The 19,005-nt window shown below is 67.1% G+C and carries 17 protein-coding genes; 2 read left to right on the forward strand and 15 right to left on the reverse strand.

All coding sequences use genetic code 11. From position 1 onward, the window contains the following. Positions 1-49 precede the first annotated feature (49 nt). Complete coding sequence (locus FOC84_RS17405; protein WP_173145528.1) at positions 50-1,027, forward strand: Bug family tripartite tricarboxylate transporter substrate binding protein; 978 nt, start codon at positions 50-52, stop codon at positions 1,025-1,027. Here FOC84_RS17405 and FOC84_RS17410 read toward each other — a convergent pair. From FOC84_RS17410 to FOC84_RS17455, 10 genes are all read right to left on the reverse strand, one after another. Then, positions 1,024-3,468, reverse strand: a complete 2,445-nt coding sequence (locus FOC84_RS17410; protein WP_173145529.1) for a TonB-dependent siderophore receptor — start codon at positions 3,466-3,468, stop codon at positions 1,024-1,026. The genes FOC84_RS17405 and FOC84_RS17410 overlap by 4 nt on opposite strands. 105 nt (positions 3,469-3,573) lie before the next feature. Beyond that, positions 3,574-4,551 carry a DUF4880 domain-containing protein gene (locus tag FOC84_RS17415; RefSeq protein ID WP_173145530.1) on the reverse strand — a complete coding sequence of 326 codons (978 nt, stop codon included), beginning with the start codon at positions 4,549-4,551 and terminating at the stop codon, positions 3,574-3,576. Next, complete coding sequence (locus FOC84_RS17420; RefSeq protein WP_173145531.1) at positions 4,548-5,060, reverse strand: sigma-70 family RNA polymerase sigma factor; 513 nt, start codon at positions 5,058-5,060, stop codon at positions 4,548-4,550. Before FOC84_RS17420 ends, FOC84_RS17415 begins: the two co-directional genes overlap by 4 nt. Before the next feature lie 75 nt (positions 5,061-5,135). Further along, positions 5,136-6,545: a PLP-dependent aminotransferase family protein gene (locus FOC84_RS17425; RefSeq protein ID WP_173145532.1), complete on the reverse strand. Its 1,410-nt coding sequence runs from the start codon at positions 6,543-6,545 to the stop codon at positions 5,136-5,138. A 27-nt stretch (positions 6,546-6,572) separates the two neighbouring features. Beyond that, entirely contained in the window at positions 6,573-6,716 is a 144-nt protein-coding gene (locus FOC84_RS17430) for a DUF2474 domain-containing protein (protein ID WP_088142546.1), read from the reverse strand. Beyond that, on the reverse strand, positions 6,716-7,723 hold the full coding sequence (cydB, locus tag FOC84_RS17435) for a cytochrome d ubiquinol oxidase subunit II (RefSeq protein ID WP_173145533.1): 1,008 nt from the start codon (positions 7,721-7,723) through the stop codon (positions 6,716-6,718). Before cydB ends, FOC84_RS17430 begins: the two co-directional genes overlap by 1 nt. A gap of 4 nt (positions 7,724-7,727) precedes the next feature. Then, a complete protein-coding gene (locus tag FOC84_RS17440; protein WP_173145534.1) occupies positions 7,728-9,164 on the reverse strand; it encodes a cytochrome ubiquinol oxidase subunit I in 1,437 nt (478 codons plus the stop codon). 303 nt (positions 9,165-9,467) lie between these two features. Continuing rightward, positions 9,468-10,160, reverse strand: a complete 693-nt coding sequence (locus FOC84_RS17445; RefSeq protein ID WP_173145535.1) for an alpha/beta hydrolase — start codon at positions 10,158-10,160, stop codon at positions 9,468-9,470. A gap of 81 nt (positions 10,161-10,241) precedes the next feature. After that, complete coding sequence (locus FOC84_RS17450; RefSeq protein ID WP_173145536.1) at positions 10,242-11,120, reverse strand: EamA family transporter; 879 nt, start codon at positions 11,118-11,120, stop codon at positions 10,242-10,244. A gap of 20 nt (positions 11,121-11,140) precedes the next feature. After that, positions 11,141-11,758 carry a nitroreductase family protein gene (locus FOC84_RS17455; RefSeq protein ID WP_173145537.1) on the reverse strand — a complete coding sequence of 206 codons (618 nt, stop codon included), beginning with the start codon at positions 11,756-11,758 and terminating at the stop codon, positions 11,141-11,143. A 138-nt stretch (positions 11,759-11,896) separates the two neighbouring features. Between FOC84_RS17455 and FOC84_RS17460 the strand changes: the two genes are divergently transcribed. After that, positions 11,897-12,793 carry a LysR family transcriptional regulator gene (locus tag FOC84_RS17460; RefSeq protein WP_173145538.1) on the forward strand — a complete coding sequence of 299 codons (897 nt, stop codon included), beginning with the start codon at positions 11,897-11,899 and terminating at the stop codon, positions 12,791-12,793. Between the two features lie 22 nt (positions 12,794-12,815). On the opposite strand, the gene phbB is transcribed toward FOC84_RS17460, so the two are convergent. Genes phbB through FOC84_RS17485 form a run of 5 tightly spaced genes read right to left on the reverse strand, consistent with a single transcriptional unit; the run spans position 12,816 to position 19,004 of the window. Further along, entirely contained in the window at positions 12,816-13,562 is a 747-nt protein-coding gene (phbB, locus tag FOC84_RS17465; protein WP_173145539.1) for an acetoacetyl-CoA reductase, read from the reverse strand. After that, positions 13,552-14,019: a hypothetical protein gene (locus FOC84_RS17470; protein WP_367949471.1), complete on the reverse strand. Its 468-nt coding sequence runs from the start codon at positions 14,017-14,019 to the stop codon at positions 13,552-13,554. The genes phbB and FOC84_RS17470 overlap by 11 nt, the downstream gene beginning before the upstream one ends. Before the next feature lie 47 nt (positions 14,020-14,066). Next, positions 14,067-15,191 carry an ABC transporter permease gene (locus FOC84_RS17475; RefSeq protein WP_173145541.1) on the reverse strand — a complete coding sequence of 375 codons (1,125 nt, stop codon included), beginning with the start codon at positions 15,189-15,191 and terminating at the stop codon, positions 14,067-14,069. 1 nt (position 15,192) lies between these two features. After that, the gene (gene rbbA / locus FOC84_RS17480) at positions 15,193-17,937 is read right to left on the reverse strand and encodes a ribosome-associated ATPase/putative transporter RbbA (RefSeq protein WP_173145542.1); all 2,745 of its coding nucleotides are present in this window, start codon (positions 17,935-17,937) and stop codon (positions 15,193-15,195) included. After that, on the reverse strand, positions 17,937-19,004 hold the full coding sequence (locus FOC84_RS17485; protein WP_173145543.1) for an HlyD family secretion protein: 1,068 nt from the start codon (positions 19,002-19,004) through the stop codon (positions 17,937-17,939). Before FOC84_RS17485 ends, rbbA begins: the two co-directional genes overlap by 1 nt. Position 19,005: the final 1 nt, after the last annotated feature.

Below are 19,005 nucleotides of genomic sequence, written 5' to 3' on the forward strand. Positions count from 1 at the left end.
GACGGCGCCCGACGACGGCGCCGCAAGCGATAAAAACCTGGAGACCTTGATGTTCCGTACTTCCTTGCTGGCGCGCGCCGCGCTGGCCGCCTGTCTGCTGCCGGCCTTGCCGGCGGCGCAAGCCCAGTCCTTCCCCTCGAAGCCGATCACGCTGGTGGTGCCGCATTCCGCCGGCGGCACTTCGGACATCCTGGCGCGCACCGTCGCGGCCGAGGCTGCCAAGACCTTGGGGCAGACCATCGTCATCGACAACAAGGGCGGCGCCAACGGCACCATTGCCGCCAAGCAGGTGGCGACGTCCGCGCCGGACGGCTACACGCTGCTGTTGGCCACCGCCAGCACGCATGGCATCAATCCGTCTTTGTACTCGCGGATTTCCTACGATGCGGTGAAGGACTTCACTCCCGTCACGCTGCTGGCCACGGTCCCCAATGTGCTGGTGGTGGGCAAGCAGGTGCAGGCCGCGAACGTGCAGGAACTGGTCGCCTACATCCGTTCGCAGGGCGACAAGATCAACATGGGATCGGCCGGCGCGGGCACGCCGGGGCATCTGGCGGGCGAGATGTTCAAGAGCGCCGCGAAGCTGCAGTTCACGCATATTCCCTACAAGGGCGGCAGCCCGGCCATCACCGACCTGATCGGCGGCCAGATCGACTTCATGTTCACCACCATTCCCGGCGTGCTGCCGCATGTGAAGGCCGGCACGCTGCGCGCGCTGGCGGTCACCTCGCCGCAGCGTTCGCCCGCCATGCCGGATATCCCCACCATGGCGCAATCGGGCCTGCCGGGCTTTCAGGCGGTGTCCTGGCACGGCATCGTCGCACCGGCCGGCACGCCGGACGCGGTGGTCGCCACGCTGAACCAGGCCTTGAGCGCGGCGCTGGCGGCGCCGGCCGTCAAGCAGCGCCTGATGGAGGAGGGCGCCCAGGCCTCCAGCCTGAACACCGCGGCATTCGGCGCCTTCATCCAGAGCGAGATCGCGGCCTGGGCCAAGGCGGTCAAGGATTCGGGCGCCACGGCGAACTAGAACTTGTACCGCAGCTGCGCCAACACGTTGCGCGGCGCGCCGTAGTACACGGAGTTGTAGTTGCCGATGCCGGAGTAGTAGGTCTTGTCCAGCACGTTGTTCAGGTTCACCGTCACGCGCAGGTCCTTGTTGAAGTCATAGGCGGCCATCAAGCCGAACACGCCATAGCTGTCTTGCGTGAAGCGGCGGTTGGCGCCATTGACGGACTGCGAGAAATAAGTGCCTCCTTGCCAGTGCATGTTGCCGCCCACCGTCAGGCGGTGCCAGTCTCCCGGCAGGCGGTAGGTGGTGGCAAGCTTGAACAACTGCTCGGGCTGGGTTGTGCTGACGCGTTCGCCGGCCCGGTCGCGCGACCGGCTATAGGTGTAGCCGGCATGCAGTTGCCAGCCGGGCAGCAATTCGCCGGATACCTCCAGTTCGATGCCCTTGGTCGTCACGCCGGGCACGGCAATGTAGGCGGTGCCACCGGTGGGCGTCATGGCGCCGCTGGGATCCAGTTCGGCGACGTTGTCCTGCTTGAGTTGGAACAGCGCGACGCTGGCGTTCAATCGGCCGTCCAGGTATTCGCCCTTGGCGCCCACTTCCACGCTTTTGCCCGTCATGGGATCCAGCTGACGATTGGAGGCATCGAAGTTGAAGGCCTGCGGCTTGAACACGTCGGTGTAGCTGGCGTAGACGGTGTGATGGGCGTCCACATCGAACGTGACGCCGGCATACGGGATGAATTTGTTCTTCACCTCGGTGCCGTAATTGCCGCGAAAACCGCTGCTGAAAACGGAATTTTGCTCCCAGCGGTAGTCGGTGAGCCGTCCGCCCAGGATGAGCGCGAACCGGTCGGTGGGGTGCAGGACGGTGGCGCCATAGAGGATCTTCTGCGATACCTCGATATCATGGTCCAGCAGGCGCTTGTAGACCGTGGGCTTGAAGCTGTTGTTGTTCCAGTTGAAGGCGTCTTTGACGATCGTGTCGCTCAGGCCGTCGTCGCGCCGCGACGTCGAGTGCGTGCGCGCGGCGTTGTAGCCGAACACCAGGTCGTGGCGGCGGCCCAGCAGCGAGTACATGCCGGAGGCCTGCACGTCCACGCTGTTCTCGCGAGAGTCCGTATCGAACAGGCTGGCCTGGCCCAGGCTGTGGCTGATGCTGTGCGTCTTCGCGTCAATGAATGAACCTCCCATCCCCGCGATCAACTCGCTGGAGGAATAATTCCGATGCCCCGCGGCCAGCTTCAGTTGCCAGTCGTTGTCGAAGGTATGCGTGACGTCGGCGAAGTAGCGGGTGGTCTCGTGATTGCGCCAAGTCCACTTGTCGGCGGGATTGGTCGAGCGCGAGAAGCTCGCCTGCCGGCCGTCCGAGTAAAACGCGGGCAGATGGATGTTGGAAGAGGCGTCGTTCTTGTTCTTTTGGTACTCGATACCCAGCGTTGCGGTCGTGCGCGCGGTGATGTCGGCTTCGACAATGCCGTAGAGCACGTCTTCGCGGGTCTTTGTGTAGTCGATGAAGCTGGCGCTGTCGTCCACCGCGGCGATCATCCGGCCGCGGATTCTGCCGTTCTCGGCCAGCGAGCCGCCCAAGTCCAGTTCGCCCCGGTACTGGTCCCAGGATCCGGCGCCGGCGGTGACGCTGCCCTGGAACTCGCGGGTGGGCCGCTTGCGGATCAGGTTGATGACGCCCGAGGGATAGCCGGCGCCATTGACCAGGCCCGTGGCGCCCTTGAGGATCTCGACGCGGTCGTATATGACCGAGCTGCTGATGCTGTAGTTGTCGCGCACGTTGCCGCCGTCGCTGGACAGGCTGGGCAGGCCGTCGAACTGGAAATTCTGCAGCTGGAAGCCGCGGGAATAGAAGGCGTAGCCTTCGGAGTTGCTGCGGCTGACGACGACGCCAGGCGCTTGTTCCAGCGCGCCGGCAACGGTGACGATGCCCTGGTCTTCCATCTGCTGGCGCGTGATGACCGTCACGGACTGCGGTGTTTCGCGCAATGACAGGCGCATGCGCGTGGCGGAGTTGGACTCCGGCACGGTGTAGGAGCCCGTGCCTTCGCTGGGCGCGATGATGCTGCTGGCGGTGACCATGACCGGTTCCAGCGATGTCACGGCGCCGGCCGAGGGCTGCAGGCGCACGCTCAATACCCCCGCGGGGGTGACGACGAGTTCCAGGCCCGTGCCCGCCAGGGCTTGCCGCGCCGCGGCTTCGGCGCTCAGCGCGCCGCGCACCGGCGCGGCTTGCCTGCCTGCGACGAGTTCGGCATTGGCCGAGATGGTGCGGCCGCTATGCAGCGAAATCCGGCTCAGCGTGTCGGCCAAGGGGGCTGCGGGCAGGTCGTAGGACTGTGCGGCCTGGTGCGTGGGGGCGGTGTCCTGTGCAAGCGCGGACGGCGTCAGCGCGCAGGCGCTGAGGGCGCCGGCGACAAGCGCCGCGCTGCGGCTCAAGGGGAAATTCATGATTCAAGATGTCCGGCAAAAATGGGGGATTTCGGTTGCGTCACAGGTAATGACGGATGCCCGACCTCAATCCCCTCATCGTCGCGCGGGGTATGCGCTTTTTTGTTATGCGGCGTCCACCAGCGTCAGCCACGGACCGTAGCGACGGACCTGTATCGGCAGGGTTTCGCCCAGGGCCAGCAGGGTCTGGCGCGGGTCGTCCAGCGGGAATACGCCGAACACGCGCAGTGTGGCGGCCTCTGGCGACAGGCGGATCACGCCGGGTTGATAGGCGCGCAACTGCGCTATGACTTCGGCCAGGCGGGCATCGCGCACGCTGAGGATGCCGCTGCGCCAGCTGGCTTGCGCGGCGTCTTCCCGTTGCCACGCGCGGTTGCGGTCGAAGGCCGCCGTGCCGGCTTGAGGCAGAGCCAGGGGGCTGCCGTGTTCGGGGTGCAGGACCAGCGTGCTTTCCAGGGCGCTGGCCACGGCGTAGGCATCGAACTGGATCACAGCCAGATGCGATTCGCCGCCGGTCACGGCGCCATATCGCGTTTGCACCACGAAGGGCCGGCTGTCGGAGCGGGTCTCGGCGTAGAGCCCGCCCTGGCGCAGCACGACGGTGCGCCGCATGTCGTCATAGTGCACATCGGCGGCCGAACGCGCGTTCAGCGTCAGCATGGAACCGTCTTCCAGCGTGTAGGTCTGGCGTTCGCCTGTGTGAGTGGAGTAGGTTGCTGACAGTCCGGCAAGCGGAATGTAGCGGTCGGCCATCAAGGCGCCGGCCGACACGCCGGAAAACAGCATAGCCAGCTTCAGGACGCGGCGCCGGTCCAGGCCGCTGCCTTGCAGCAGGGCGGCCCGTGCCGCGCGGGCGGGGCCGGGAGCCGCGTCGGCCGCGCCGCGCAATTGGGCCAGCGGCTGGCGCATGATGCCGTCCACCTCGGCCCAGGCGCGCGCGTGCTCCGGATGGCTGGCGAGCCAGCGCTCGAAGCGCTGGCGGTCTTGGTCGGTGGCCTGGCCCGATGTCAGCAGCACGATCCAGTCGACCGCGCGTTCCATCAGCGCGTCGCGGGCGGCGCCAGCCATGGAGGCGCCGCTCATGCCGCGTCGGTTGCGCGGCGCGACGCAATGCAATGCAGGAAGGCGCGCTTCACATGGCGTTCCACGGTCGCCAGCGACAGGCCCAGGGTTTGCGCAATGGCGGGATGGGTCATGCCGTCCAGCCGGTTCAGCAGGAAGGCGTGTTTGACCGGCACGGGCAGGCCATCCAGCAGATGGTCGATTTCCATGACCGCCTGCTTCAGCATGATCAGGGTTTCGGGCGACGCGGCGACCGGTTCTGGCTCCAGCGCAAGCGCTTGCAGATAACGCGCCTCGACATCGCGCGCGCGCCACAGGTCGATGGTCAGCCGGCGTGCCAGGGTCAGCAGGTAGGCGCGCGGTTCGGACAGGGGGGCGGCGGTGGGAGAGGTGAGGACGCGGACAAACGTGTCCTGCGTGAGGTCGGCGGCGTCGGCGCGGTTGCTGACGCGCCGGTTCAGCCAGCCGAGCAGCCAGTCGTGGTGATCCGCGTAAAGCCGGTGGACGTTCGTGTACGCGGGGGAATCCATGGATGGCGGGACAGCAATGAGTGTTAATAAGAATAACACTCATTTATAGCGTGAATCGCCCGCCAGGACAACGGGCTAGCCCGCCAGCAGCTTGCCCAGCGTCGCCATGCCTTGCTCCATCTCCGGGTTCCAGGGATGTCCGCCGTTCAGGCGCAGGAAGTTGCCGAAGCCGCCGGACGCCGAGAACAGCGGGCCCGGCGCGATGCTGATGCCGTGGCCGAGCGCGGCGCGGTGGACCTTGAGCGTGTCGATGTGCGCCGGCAGCTCCACCCACACGAAGTAGCCGCCCAGCGGCCGCGTGGCGCGCGTGCCCCTGGGGAAGTAGCGGGCGATGGCTTGCAGCAGCTCGCCTTGCTGCGAGGCCAGGGCCTGCCGGAACTGCCTCAGATGGCGGTCGAAACCGCCTTTTTCCAGATAGGCGGCGATGGCGGCCTGGGTGGGCGCGGCGGTCGCCAGGCTGGTGGTGAGCTTGTTGCGCATGATGCGCCGCGTGTAGCGGCCGGCGGCGACCCAGCCCACTCGATAGCCCGGCGCCAGGGTCTTGGAGAACGACGAGCAGTGCATCACGATGCCGTCGCGATCGAAGGCTTTGGCCGGGCGCGGCCGCTGTTCACCGAAATACAGCTCGCCGTAGACGTCGTCCTCGATCAGGGCCACGTCGTGGCTGGCCAGCAGCCGCACCAGCGCTTCCTTCTTGTCGTCGGGCATCAGGCTGCCCAGCGGATTCTGGAACGTGGTCATGAGCCAGCAGGCTTTGGGGCGATGGCGCAGGATGGCCTGCTCCAGCGCCTGCAGGTCTATGCCTTCGCGCGGATGCGTGGCGACTTCGATGGCGTGTAGGTGATTGCGTTCCAGCGATTGCAGCGCGGCGTAGAAGGTGGGGGACTCCACGATGACCGCGTCGCCGGGATTGGTGACCGCCGCCAGGCTCAGGTTCAGCGCGTCCAGCGCGCCGTTGGTGATGATGATGTCGTCCACCGGCACGGACATGCCGTCGGCCAGGTAACGCAGCGCGATGGCGCGGCGCAGCGCGGCGTCGCCCGGGCTGAGGTCGTCGATGGAGCCCCAGGGATCCAGGCGCTGCACCGTGGCCGCCATGAACTTCGCCAGGCGTCCGTAGGGCAGCAGCGAGGGGCTGGGAAAGGCCGAGCCGAAGGGCAGCATGTCGCGCCGCAAGGTGGCGTTGAGCACTTGCAGCACGTTGTCGCTGACGTCCACTGGATGGCGTCCGGCGCTGGCGCTGGACAGGCCGTCCAGCTCCGGCAGCGTGGCATGCGGCGCGCGCAGCACGTAGTAGCCGGAGCGGTCGCGGGCGCGGATCAGGCCGCGCGCCTCCAGCAGGTAATAGGCCTTGAAGACCGTCGAGGGGCTGACGCCGCGGCTGGCGCTGGTCTGCCGCACCGAGGGCAGGCGGTCGCCCGCCTGCAGCAGGCCCGATCGGATCGAGGCGGTGATTTCTTCTGTCAGCCGTTCATAGCGCTTCATGGGCGGGTCCGTTTGCGTGGGTCGTAATCAGGTCGACATGCCGATGGATTTCATCACCAGGCGCAGCGCATAGGCTGCCACGCCCAGGGCCGCGACGCTGCATGCCCAGATCATCGCCAGCCAGAGCAGGCGGCTGCGCCACGAGGGCAGGGAGGGTTGGGAGCCGTTCATCAGTGGAACTCCTCGCCGAGGCGCACCTTGCCCCGGAACACGTAGTACGACCAGGCGGTGTACATGAGGATAATCGGAATGATCACCAGCGCTCCCACCAGCGCGAAGCCCTGGCTTTGCGGCGGGGCGGATGCGGTCCAGATGGACACGTCCGGCGGGATGATGGCGGGCCAGATGCTGATGCCCAGGCCGCTGTAGCCCAGGAACAGCAGCGCCAGCGACAGCACGAAGGGGCCGGCGTTGGGCATGCCCTTGACGCGGCGGATGAGATCAAAGCCGGCCACGGCGACCAGCAGCGGCACCGGCAGGAACCAGAACATATTGGGCAGGCTGAACCAGCGCTGCGCGATCTGCGGCTGCGCCAGGGGCGTCCAGATGCTGAGCGCCGCGATCACGGCCAGCAGCGCCAGCGTGAGGGGCCGGGCGATGTCGCACATGTGGCGATGCAGGCGGCCTTCGGTCTTCATGATGAGCCAGGTGCAGCCGAGCAGCGCGTAGGCCACGACCAGCCCCGCGCCGGTGAAGAGCGAGAAGGGGCTGATCCAGTCCCAGGCGCCGCCTTGATAGGCGCGGTTCACCACCGGGATGCCTTCGATGTAGGCGCCCAACGTCACGCCCTGGAAGAAGGTGGCGCAGACCGAGCCGAGCACGAAGGCGCGGTCCCACAGCGGGCGGTGATGCTCGTCGGCCTTGAAGCGGAACTCGAACGCCACGCCGCGGAAGATCAGGCCCAGCAGCATGAACACCAGCGGCAGATGGAGCGCGCTCAGGATCACCGAGTAGGCCAGTGGGAACGCCGCCATCAGGCCGGCGCCGCCCAGCACCAGCCAGGTCTCGTTGCCGTCCCACACGGGCGCCACGGTGTTGACCATGACGTCGCGTTCCTCGCGGTCGGCGATCAGCGGAAAGAGGATGCCGATGCCCAGATCGAAGCCATCCATGATCACGTACATCATCACGCCGAACAGGATGATGACGGCCCATACCAGTGCAAGGTCGATGCCCATGGCCTCAGACTCCCGAATGCTTGCGTTGCGCGGGCTCGATGCCCGCCAGGGTGGAGGCGGCCGACAGCGGCCGCGACGGCTGGCGCGGTTCGCCCGGGCCGCCCGACAGCGGCGCGTGGCCGGGGGCGGGGCTGGGGCCCATGCGGATCAGGCGCAGCATGTACGACACGCCGGCGCCGAACACCAGCAGGTACACCACCACGAACAGCGCCAGCGTCAGCGTCAGTTCGCCCAGCCCGTGCGGCGTGGCCGCGTCGGCGGTGCGCATGACGCCGTACACCACCCAGGGCTGGCGGCCGATCTCGGTCACGTACCAGCCCGCCAGGATGGCGATCAGCCCGGACGGCCCCATCCACAGCGCGAAGCGGTGCAGCCAGCGCGATTCGTACAGCCGGCCGCGCCAGCGCGACCAGGCCGCCCAGATGGCCAGGGCAATCATCAGCATGCCCAGGCCCGCCATCACGCGGAACGACCAGAACACGGCCGTGGCATTGGGGCGGTCTTCGGGCGGATACGACTTCAGGCCGGGGAACTGGCCGTCCCAGCTGTGCGTGAGGATCAGGCTGCCCAGGCGCGGGATATTGACCGCGTAACGGGTTTCCTCGCGTTCCATGTCGGGGATGCCGAACAGCGTCAGCGGCACGCCGGCGCCAGGCTCGTTTTCCCAGTGGCCTTCGATGGCGGCGATCTTGGCGGGCTGGTGCTTCAACGTATTCAGGCCATGGAAGTCGCCCACCACCGCTTGCAGCGGGGCCACCAGCAGCAGCATGCCCATGGCCATCGCGAACATCTTCTTCACGGCGGGGCTGCGGTCGCCGCGCAGCATGTGCCAGGCGCCGGAAGCGCCCACCATCAGCGCGGTCGCCAGGAACGCGGCGATGCCCATGTGCGCCAGGCGGTAGGGGAAGGACGGATTGAAGATGACGGCCAGCCAGTCCGTGGGCACCACGCGGCCGTCCAGGATTTCGTAGCCGGCGGGCGTCTGCATCCAGCTGTTGGACGCCAGGATCCAGGTGGCCGACACCAGCGTGCCCAGCGCCACCATGACGGTCGAGAAGAAGTGCAGGCCCGGCCCCACGCGCGACCAGCCGAACAGCATCACGCCCAGGAATCCGGCCTCAAGGAAGAAGGCGGTCAGCACTTCATAGGCCAGCAGCGGTCCGGTCACGCTGCCGGCGAAATCGGAGAAGAAGCTCCAGTTGGTGCCGAACTGATAGGCCATCACCAGGCCGGACACCACGCCCATGCCGAAGTTGACGGCGAAGATCTTGGTCCAGAAATGGTAGAGGTCGCGGTAGACGGTGTTGCGCGTGCGCAGCCACAGGCCTTCGAGCACGGCGAGGTAGCTGGCCAGGCCGATGGTGATGGCGGGGAAGATGATGTGAAACGAGATGGTGAAGCCGAACTGTATTCGGGCTAGCAATAGCGCGTCGCTATCCATGGCGGTATTCCTGACTTCGTCGCCAGCGCGCCTCAACCGCCACAAGACGGCGTGCGCTGACGGGTGTTTGAGCTACACCGTGAAGTTAGTGCCGCAGGCTGAATCAGTACAGATTCAGAAATAGAATAAAAAAGCGGATCAGTTTGGGCGAATTGCCAGGGCGGAGCCGGTTTTTCATAGGGAAATGATCTGTGCTGCAACTCTTGCTCAGGTCGTTGAGTTACAAAAAAAGCAGCACAGAAAAGGCGGCTGCGTCCCCTGATATGCTCGTTTGGAGACGCAGGCCGCCGGGCCCTGCCATGGTCAAGACGCGGCGCGCGCCGCTTCGTCGATCAGGCCGGCTACCTCGCCGGCGCGGGACGCGAGCGATGCGTGGCTGGCGTCCAGGGTGATGGTCTTGCGCGTATTCATGCGCGCGGCCATGCGCGTCTGGTTCTCGGGAGCGATCATCCGGTCCTGGCTGGAGATCTGATACCAGGACGGTTTGCTGCGCCAGGCGGGGACGGATACCGTCTGGCCAAAAGTACTGGCCAGCGGCGCCTTCTGCGTGACCGCCATGACCAGGCCCTCGTCGGCGGACAGGTCCTGGCAGAAGCTCTCGTGGAATTTGTCCGGGCGCAGCCATAGGTAACCGTCGCTGTCGGGCGCCAGATTGGGCGCGGCGGCCGGCAGGTGTTCCTGCGTGATCCCGCCGGGACTTTCGCCCGCGTCCGGCGCGAAGGCGGCGATGTACACCAGGCCGGCCACGTTGGGCTGGTTGCCGGCTTCGCTGATGACGGCGCCGCCGTACGAATGGCCCACCAGCAGCACGGGGCCCTTTTGCTGCGCGATCATCTTGCGCGTGCGTTCGGCGTCGTCGGCCAGGGACGTCAACGGCATTTCCACGGCGTGCAGGTCTTGGTAGCCCTTGCGCGCCAGTTCCAGGATGACGCGGGTCCAGTGGGCGGCGCCGCCCCAGAAACCGTGTACAAGAATGATGCTGGGTTTGCTGCTCATGGTGCGGCTCCTTCCTTGGGATGGAGCAACGATCATGCGCGTGCCACGCTGGCGCTGCTATCTGTTTTGCGTGCCGGTGTGTTACAGCGGTCGCGGCGCCGGTCTGGCCGTGGCGGGGCGTTGGGCGCGCTGGCTCAGCCATACGCTGGCGACCACGATCGCCATGCCGGCGATCTGCGCGGCGCTCAGTTGCTGGCCCAGCAGGCCCCAGCCCAACAACACGGCGGTGATGGGGCTGAGAAAGCCCAGCGAGGACACCACGGCGGGTTCCAGCCGCGCCACGCCCCGGAACCACAGCACATAGGTCAGCGCCGCGCCGATCAGGCCCAGGTAGGCGATCCCGGCGACGTTCAGGGTGGTGAGCGCCGGCAGGGCGGGCTCCGCGGCGAAGGCCAGCGGCACCAGCAGGATGCCGCCCGCCGTCAGCTGCCACGACGTGAAGGTAAGCGCGGACACCGGCGGCTGCCAGCGGCGGCTTAGCACCGTGCCCAGCGCCATCGAGGCGGCGCTGATCAGGCCGGCAGTAATGCCCACTGGATCCAGCGCGGCCTTGGGCGTCAGCACCAGCAGCGCCACGCCGCCCAGGCCGCCCAGCGCCGCCAGCACCGACAGGCCGCGCACGGGCGTGCCCAGCAGGCTGCGCGCCAGCAGGATCACCACCAGCGGCTGGATCGCGCCCAGCGTGGCGGCCACGCCGCCGGGCAGGCGATAGGCCGCCACGAACAGCAGGGCCCAGAAGACCGAGAAGTTCAGCGCGCCCAGGATGAAAGTGCGCAGCCACCAGATGCCTTGCGGCAACTGGCGCACGGCCAGCAGCAGCAAGAGACCGGCGGGCAAGGCGCGCAGCATGGCGACCGTCAGCGGATAGTCCTGCGGCAGCATCAGGGTGGTGACGACATAGGTGCTGCCCCAGATGGCGGGCGCCAGGGCAGTCAGAAGCAGATCGGAACCGCGGCTCATGGTGGTGTGCTCCGCGGGGCTCAGGCGAGTTCGAGTACGTCGTTGACCGGGCGGCGCGGTTTCTGCGGCCAATTGCCGTCCTGCGCGTAGCCCATGGCGACCAGCATGACTGGCACTTCCTCCTGGCGCAAGCCGAAGGACTGGGCCACGGCAGGGGCGTCGAAGCCCGTCATCGGACTCGCCGCCAGGCCTTGGGCCTGGCCCGCCAGCATCAGGGTGGAAGCGCCGAAGGTGGCGCTGCGCACCGCCTCGTCGCGGCGGGTCTGCGGCGAGTCGGCATAGAGCCGGCTGGCGGCGGCCTCCCACGAGGGCACCATGGCCGCCGGCATGAAGCCCGCCTCGACCGACGGCTGCAGGCGGTCCGCCATCCAGGCGGCCTGGGGCAGCACGCCCAGCACGATGAAGGTCACCGCAGCCTCGCTCACCTTGGGCTGGTTCCAGGCCAGCTTGCGCAGCCGGCGCTTGCCGTCCTGGCTGCGCACGGCGATGAAGCGCCAGTTCTGCAGATTGAAGGCGGTGGGGGCGCGCGTCGCCCAGGCGATCAGGCTGCGGATGTTGTCGTCGTCCACGCTGCGGGCGGGATCGAAGAAGTTGGCGGAATTGCGTTGCGCGATGGCGTCGGTCAGGGCGTGGTTCATGGCTGGGATCCGTGGATTTTGCTGAGCTTGTCGGCCCGCCACATGCGCGCCGACTCCATGTCCACAGGCTAATTGAATCGCCATCAAGCGATAATATCCAATTCATTGGCAATATCATTCACTGATGGTGAATAATCCATGGATCATCTGACGGCGCTAAAGGTTTTCAGGCAAGTCGTGGAGCGGGGCGGCTTTGCGGCCGCATCGCGGCAGATGGGCCTGTCGCCCGCGGCGGTCAGCAAGAACATCGCCGAACTGGAGGCCCATCTAGCGGCGCGGCTGCTCAACCGCACCACCCGCCGCATGAGCCTGACCGAAGCCGGCGCGCGCTATTACGACCAGGTGGCCCGCATCCTGGACGACCTGAGCGAAGCCGAGCAATCGCTGGGGCCCTTGCAGCAGGCGCCGTCGGGCACCTTGCGGGTCAGCGCGCCCATGTCGCTGAGCCTGGTCCGGCTGTCCGCCGCCATGCCGCGCTTCCTGGAACGCTATCCGCAGGTATCGCTGGACCTCAACCTGGAGGACCGGCGCATCGACATCGTCAAGGAAGGCTACGACCTGGCGATCCGCGGCACCGACAGGCTGGAGGATTCCAGCCTGGTGGCGCGCAAGCTGATGACGCTGGACCACGTGCTTTGCGGCGCGCCGGCCTACTTCGAGCGCCACGGCGTGCCGGCTTCGCCGCTGGCCGTGCGCGGGCTGGAGTGCGTGCAGTTCACCCTGTCCGGCCACGCGGACGAATGGACCTTCAAGCGCGCGGAGCAGACCGAGCGCGTGCCGGTCCGGGGGCGCTACAAGGTCAGTTCCAGCCTGGCGGTGCGCGATGCGCTGCGCGCGGGCTTTGGCGTCAGCCTGGTGCCGCGCGTGTATGTGCAGCAGGACCTGGACAGCGGCGCGCTGCAGGCGGTGCTCCAGGACTGGAAGCCGGACGAGACCTACGTCTACGCGGTGTATCCGTCGCGCCGCCACATGGTGGCCAAGGTGCGGGCCTTCGTCGACTTCCTGCTGGAAGAGCTGGGCGCGCCACGGGAATGAACCCGCGGCGGCCCGATGCCGCTCAGTACATATGCTGGCCGCCGTTCATGGCGACATTGCTGCCCGTCATGAAGCCGGCGGCGTCGCTGCAGATGAAGGCGACCAGCGCGCCGACCTCCTCCGGTCGGCCCAGCCGGCCCAGCGGAATCTGCGGCAGTATCTTCTCCTTCAGCACCTCTTCGGGCACGGCCTCCACCATGGGCGTCGCCAGGTAGCCGGGCGACACGGTGTTCACGGTCACGCCTTTCCTGGCCAGCTCCAGCGCCAGGGACTTGGTGAAGCCGTGGATGCCGGCCTTGGAGGCCGCGTAGTTGGTCTGGCCGAACGCGCCCTTGCTGCCGTTGACGGACGAGATGTTGACGATGCGGCCCCAGCCGCGGTCGGCCATGGCGCCGCACAGCGGCTGCGTCATGTTGAACATGGAATCCAGGTTGCCGCGCAGCACGTCCGTCCAGTTCTCGTAACTCATCTTGCGCAGGCTGGCATCGCGGGTGAGGCCTGCGTTGTTGATCAGGATGTCGATCTGATGGCCGTCTTCCTCCAGGCGCCGCGCCAGCGCCTGGCATGAGTCGTAATCGGCCACGTCCACCTTGTACATGGCGTAGCGGCGGGCCTGGGCCGCCTCCGAGTCGACCCAGGCCCGCGCGGCGTCTTCGTTGGAGTGATAGGTGATGATGACCTGGTGGCCGGCATCGTGCAGGGCCCGCGCGATGGCCTGTCCGAGGCAGCCGGCCCCGCCGGTGACGAGCGCCTTGCGTTCAGCCGTCATGGTGGGCTCCCGGCTTGCTCGCGTCGCGCATGGCCGAGCACGCGGACGCCATCTGGTTCGACAGGGTCGTCCAGATCTGCGCCATGGGCGTGGCGTCCATGCCCACGCCACCGCCGGCGGCCTGTTTCAGCCATCCGGTCATGGCTTCACTGATACCGGCCGCCAGCGTGGCCTGTTCTTCCAGCAGCGCGTGCGTGATGGCCTGGCTGGCTTCCAGCTGGCTTTGCCATTGCTTGCGCGTCATTTCGCCCAGCGCGGGCGCGATTTCCTGCCAGTTGCCGGACTGTTGCAGGGGCGCCAGCGTGGCCAGGTACTGTTCGGCGCTGCCGCCGGCGAGGCGGCGGCCCAATTCGATCCAGCGTTGCTGGCTTTCCTGGGCAAGCTGGGCCATGCGCTGGCAGTAGGCGGCGTTGGCGCTGGCGAGGCCCAGAGGCGTGGAGGCAGTGGTTTTCTTCATCATCCGTCCTTTTAAGAGAGTGGTAAGGGGTAACGAACACACAGGCCTCAAGCCATCTGGCTGAGGGTCTTGCGAAAACGCGCCAGCGAGAACGCGAACAGGACCGAGCCTATCAGCGCCAGCGCCAGGAAGGGTTGCCACACGACGCTCAAGCCCGCGCCGCGGTAAAGAATGGCCTGGCCGAGTTCCACGAAATGGGTGGTGGGGGCGGCCAGCATGATGTTCTGCACGAATTCCGGCATGCTTTCGCGCGGCGTGGTACCGCCCGACAGCATTTGCAGGGGCAACAGCACTAGTACCAGCAACATGCCGAACTGCGGCATGCTGCGCGCAAGCGTGGCCATGAATATGCCCATAGAGGTTGTCGCGAACAGGTGCAGCGCCGCCCCGACCAGGAACAGCGCCACCGATCCTTCGATCGGCACTTGCAGCAAGCCGCGTACCACGAACGTCAACGATAGCCCAGCGGACGCCAACACTACCAGCCCCATGGACCATACTTTGGCGACCATGATTTCGGTCGGCGTCACCGGCATGACCAGCAGGTGCTCGATGGTGCCGTGCTCGCGCTCGCGGATCAGCGCCGCGCCGGTCAGGATGATGGACAGCATGGTGACGTTATTGATGATTTCCATCAGCGCGCCGAACCAGGCCTGCGTCAAATTGGGGTTGAAGCGCATGCGCACGGCCAGTTCGACTGGCAGCTCGGTGGGCGCGCGGTAGCGTTTGACGAATTCGTTGATCTCGTCGCTGATGATCTGCTGGATGTAGCTGCTGCCCGTGAACGCCTGGCTCATGCGGGTCGCATCCACGTTGAGCTGGATTTCCGCGGGTCTGCCGGCCAGCACGTCGCGCTGGAAATTGGGCGGGATGTTGACCGAGAAGGTGTAGCGCCCCGCGTCCATGCCGGCATCGGCCTCGGCCGAAGTCGTCACTTCCGGTGGCGTGAAATGGGGCGGATAGAAGGCTGACGTGATGCGCGCGGACAGGGGCGAAACGTCCTCGTCGACCACGGCGATGGGGGCATTGTGCAGCGTTTCCGGCACGGCCGTGGCGGCGGTGTAGATCATCAGCGTGAACGACACGAGGATCAGGATCAGCATCATCGGGTCGCGCGCCAGGCTCCACAGCTCCTTTACGCCCAGGCGGTAGATATTGGCCAGGTGCCGCATCTCAGGTCTCCTGTTTTTTCAGCAGCAGCGCCGAGGCGCCCAGGATGACGGGAATGGCGATCAGCAGCGGCCAGAACGAAGCTTGCAGGTTGGAGAAGTCCAGGGCCTTGCTGAAGACGCCGCGGCTGATGGTCAGCATGTGCGTCGCCGGGTAGATCTGTCCGATCAGGCGGCCGGCGCCTTCCAGCGACGACACGGGGTTGAGCAGGCCGGCGAACTGCACCGCGGGCACCAGCGTGCCTATCATGGTGAAGAACAGCGCCGCGATCTGGCTGCGCGTGAACGTGGATGCAAGCAGGCCGATGGCGGTCGCCACCACGTTGTAGATCAGCGCGGCCACCAGCAGCGTGAGGAAGCTGCCGGTGATGGGCACGCCGAACAGCGTCACGGCCAGCAGCGTCATCAGCAGGAAATTCAGCATGGCCAGCGCCACATAGGGTGCCTGCTTGCCCAGCAGGAATTCCAGCCGTGTCACGGGCGTGACGTACAGATTGATGATGGAGCCCAGCTCCTTTTCGCGCACCACGGCCAGCGCCGTCAGCATTGCTGGCATCATCAAGAGCAGCAGCGGAATCACGGCGGGCACCATGGCGGGCAGGCTGCGCACGTCCGGGTTGTAACGAAAGCGCGTTTCTACGCTGACCGGCAGGGTTGCGTCCGCGCCCAGGCGCTCGCGCGCCTGCTGCATCAGCCAGCCCTGGTGCATGCCCAGAACGTAGCCGCGGATGGTTTCGGCGCGCTGCGGCATGGCGCCGTCGATCCAGACGCCGATCTGCGCGCCGTTGCCGCGCTCCGCGTCGCGGGCGAAACCTTGCGGGATCTCGATGGCCAGTGACAGTTCGCCGCTGCGCATGCGCGCATCCATCTCCTCGTAGCTGGATATCGGCGGGTGTTCGATGAAGTAGCGCGAGCCCGCCAGGTTCAGGCTGTAGTTCTGGCTCAGGCCGGTCTGGTCGCGGTCCATGACCGCATAGCGCAGGTCTTCCACGTCCATGCTGATGCCAAAGCCCATCACGAACATCAGCAGGAGCGAGCCGGCCAGGGCCAGCGTGGCGCGCACCGGGTCGCGGCGCAGCTCCAGCGATTCGCGCCACATGTAGCTCAGCATGCGCTGCAGGCTGAAGCCGCGGTGTTCTGGCGTTTCGGCGGCCGGGGTGGCGGCGACGGGGGCGGCGTTGGTGGCGGATTCTTCCGCTTTGGTGCCGGCGCCTGCGTCGATCAGGTAGGCGATGAACGCTTCTTCCAGCGTCTGCGCCCCGCGCATGCGCGTGATCTCGTCGGGCGATGCGCTGACCAGCACCTTGCCCGCATGCATCAGCGACATGCGGTCGCAGCGCTGCGCCTCGTTCATGAAGTGGGTGGAAATGAAGATGGTGACCTGGTCGTGGCGGGCCAGCGCGATCAGCAGCCGCCAGAAATTGTCGCGCGCGACGGGGTCCACGCCCGAGGTCGGTTCGTCCAGGATCAGCAGCTCGGGCTTGTGCACCATGGCCACGGCCAGCGACAGCCGCTGGCGCACGCCCATGGGCAGGTTCTCGGGCAGGGCGTCCAGTACCTCACCCAGGTCGAAGCGCTGCGTCATCTCGTCCACGCGCGCCGGGATCTCGGATTCCGGCACGTGGAACAGGCGCGCATGCAGCACCAGGTTCTGCTTCACGGTCAGCTCGCCATACAGCGAGAACGCCTGCGACATGTAGCCCACGCGGCGGCGCGTATCGATGTTGCGGGGATCTACCTCGGCGCCGAACAGCCAGGCCTGCCCCTCGCTGGCGGGCAGCAGGCCCGTCAGCATCTTCATGGTGGTGGATTTGCCGCAGCCGTTCGATCCCAGGAAGCCGAAGATCTCGCCCTTGCGGATGCGGAAGTTGACGTGGTCCACCGCGACGAAATCGCCGAAGCGCATGGTCAGGTCGCGCGCCTCGATGGCGATCTCGGCGTTCTCGTCGATCGCCAGCGGCACGATCTCCACCGGCTTGTGGCCACGCTTCTTTTCTTCCGGCAGCAACGCGATGAAGGCGGCCTCCAGCGAATCCGCGCCGGTGCGCTGTTCCAGTTCGGCGGGCGTGCCGGTGGCCAGCACCCGGCCCTCGTCCATGGCGATCAGCCAGTCGAAGCGCTGCGCCTCGTCCATGTAGGCCGTGGCCACGATCACGCTCATGCCGCTGCGTTCGCGGCGGATCTCGTTGATCAGGTCCCAGAACTGCGCGCGCGCCAGCGGATCCACGCCGGTGGTGGGCTCGTCCAGGATCAGCAGGTCGGGATCGTGGATCAGGGCGCAGCACAGCCCCAGCTTCTGCTTCATGCCGCCGGACAGCTTGCCGGCAGGACGCGACAGGAACGAGGACATGCCGGTGCTGCGGGTCAGGCTGTCGATGCGGCGGCGGCGTTCGGCTTCGTCATGGCCGAACAGGCGGCCAAAGAACTGCAGGTTCTCTTCGACCGACAGGGTGGGGTACAGGTTCTTGCCCAGCCCCTGCGGCATGTAGGCAATGCGCGGGCAGACGGCGTCGCGGTGGCGGCGGCTGGCCATGTCGCCATCCAGCACGTCCACCTTGCCTTCCTGCACCGCGCGCGAGCCGGCGATAAGGGCCAGCAGGCTGGACTTGCCCACGCCGTCCGGGCCGATCAGCCCGACCATGCGGCCGGCGGGAATGTCCAGCGTGATGCCGTCCAGCGCCACCGTCTTGCCGTAGCGCAAGCTGACGCCGGACAGCGTCACGACGGGCGCGGTGTCCGGGTAGGCCATCAGGGCACCTTGACTTCAAGATTTGCAGGCCATTGCGCATCGGCGTCGAGCTTCAGCCAGGCCACGCCCGGCAGGCCGGTCTTGACCTGCTTCAGGTGCCGCTGCAGCAAATCGGGGCTGATCTGGGCCTTGACGCGGAACATCAGCTTTTGCCGTTCGCTGGCGGTCTCCACCGTTTTCGGCGTGAATTGCGCGGTGCTGGCCACGAAGGACACCTTGGCGGGAATGACGTATTGCGGCGCGGCGTCCAGGATGATGCGCACGTCCTGGCCCAGCGCCACGCGGCCGGCTGCCTGCTCGGGCAGGAAGAACGTCATGTAGACATCGGACAGGTCCACCATGTTCAGCACCTTGCCGCCCGCGCCCAACACTTCGCCGGGCTGCGCCACGCGGTACTGCACGCGGCCGTCGCGCGGGGCGCGCAGCTCGCTGTCGGCGATGTCGGCTTCGATGCGGGCGATGGTGGCCAGCGCCGCGGTGACGGCGGATTGCGCGCCGATCTCGGCGGCGCGCGCGGCGTCGATGGCGGCCTGCGCGGCCTTGACCTGCGCACGCGCGGCGTGCACCGAGGCCTGCGCGCTGCGCACGCGGGCGCGGTCATCGTCCAGTTCCTGGATGGACGAGGCGCCTTCCTTGGACAGCGTCTCGGAGCGCGCCAGGCGGCGGCGCGCGGCGTCCAGTTCGCTTTCACGCTGCACCACCACGGCCTCGGCGGCCAGCTTGTCGCTCTCGCGTTGCGCGACCTGCGCGCTGGCGCTGGCCGCGCCGTTGACGGCCTGCTGGTGCTGGGCGCGGGCTTCCTCGCGCTGCGCCTGCAAGGTGTCGATCTGCATGCGCGCCAGCGGCTGGCCGGCGGAAACGAAGTCGCCTTCGACCGCCAGCACGTCCTGCACCCGGCCGGCCAGCTTGGCGGCCACGTCGATTTCGGTGGCTTCGATGCGGCCGTTGCCGCTGATGAATCCCTCGCCCGGGCCGGTGTCGGACAGCAGCCGCCAGCCGTAGTAGCCGCCGGCGGCGACCGCCAGGGCGATCAGGACAGGGACCAGTTTTCGGGTGGGCAGGCGCATC

It is taken from the genome of Achromobacter pestifer, assembly GCF_013267355.1.
Taxonomy (GTDB): domain Bacteria; phylum Pseudomonadota; class Gammaproteobacteria; order Burkholderiales; family Burkholderiaceae_B; genus Achromobacter; species Achromobacter pestifer_A.

Bases quoted from the DNA above. Each gene is read 5' to 3' on its own strand.
- FOC84_RS17475 (WP_173145541.1), bottom strand. From the start codon at position 15,191: ATGCGGCACCTGGCCAATATCTACCGCCTGGGCGTAAAGGAGCTGTGG.
- FOC84_RS17485 (WP_173145543.1), bottom strand. From the start codon at position 19,004: ATGCGCCTGCCCACCCGAAAACTGGTCCCTGTCCTGATCGCCCTGGCG.
- phbB (WP_173145539.1), bottom strand. From the start codon at position 13,562: ATGACGGCTGAACGCAAGGCGCTCGTCACCGGCGGGGCCGGCTGCCTC.
- FOC84_RS17445 (WP_173145535.1), bottom strand. From the start codon at position 10,160: ATGAGCAGCAAACCCAGCATCATTCTTGTACACGGTTTCTGGGGCGGC.
- FOC84_RS17410 (WP_173145529.1), bottom strand. From the start codon at position 3,468: ATGAATTTCCCCTTGAGCCGCAGCGCGGCGCTTGTCGCCGGCGCCCTC.
- FOC84_RS17425 (WP_173145532.1), bottom strand. From the start codon at position 6,545: ATGAAGCGCTATGAACGGCTGACAGAAGAAATCACCGCCTCGATCCGA.
- cydB (WP_173145533.1), bottom strand. From the start codon at position 7,723: ATGGGCATCGACCTTGCACTGGTATGGGCCGTCATCATCCTGTTCGGC.
- rbbA (WP_173145542.1), bottom strand. From the start codon at position 17,937: ATGGCCTACCCGGACACCGCGCCCGTCGTGACGCTGTCCGGCGTCAGC.
- FOC84_RS17450 (WP_173145536.1), bottom strand. From the start codon at position 11,120: ATGAGCCGCGGTTCCGATCTGCTTCTGACTGCCCTGGCGCCCGCCATC.
- FOC84_RS17460 (WP_173145538.1), top strand. From the start codon at position 11,897: ATGGATCATCTGACGGCGCTAAAGGTTTTCAGGCAAGTCGTGGAGCGG.
- FOC84_RS17440 (WP_173145534.1), bottom strand. From the start codon at position 9,164: ATGGATAGCGACGCGCTATTGCTAGCCCGAATACAGTTCGGCTTCACC.
- FOC84_RS17420 (WP_173145531.1), bottom strand. From the start codon at position 5,060: ATGGATTCCCCCGCGTACACGAACGTCCACCGGCTTTACGCGGATCAC.
- FOC84_RS17430 (WP_088142546.1), bottom strand. From the start codon at position 6,716: ATGAACGGCTCCCAACCCTCCCTGCCCTCGTGGCGCAGCCGCCTGCTC.
- FOC84_RS17415 (WP_173145530.1), bottom strand. From the start codon at position 4,551: ATGAGCGGCGCCTCCATGGCTGGCGCCGCCCGCGACGCGCTGATGGAA.
- FOC84_RS17470 (WP_367949471.1), bottom strand. From the start codon at position 14,019: ATGAAGAAAACCACTGCCTCCACGCCTCTGGGCCTCGCCAGCGCCAAC.
- FOC84_RS17405 (WP_173145528.1), top strand. From the start codon at position 50: ATGTTCCGTACTTCCTTGCTGGCGCGCGCCGCGCTGGCCGCCTGTCTG.
- FOC84_RS17455 (WP_173145537.1), bottom strand. From the start codon at position 11,758: ATGAACCACGCCCTGACCGACGCCATCGCGCAACGCAATTCCGCCAAC.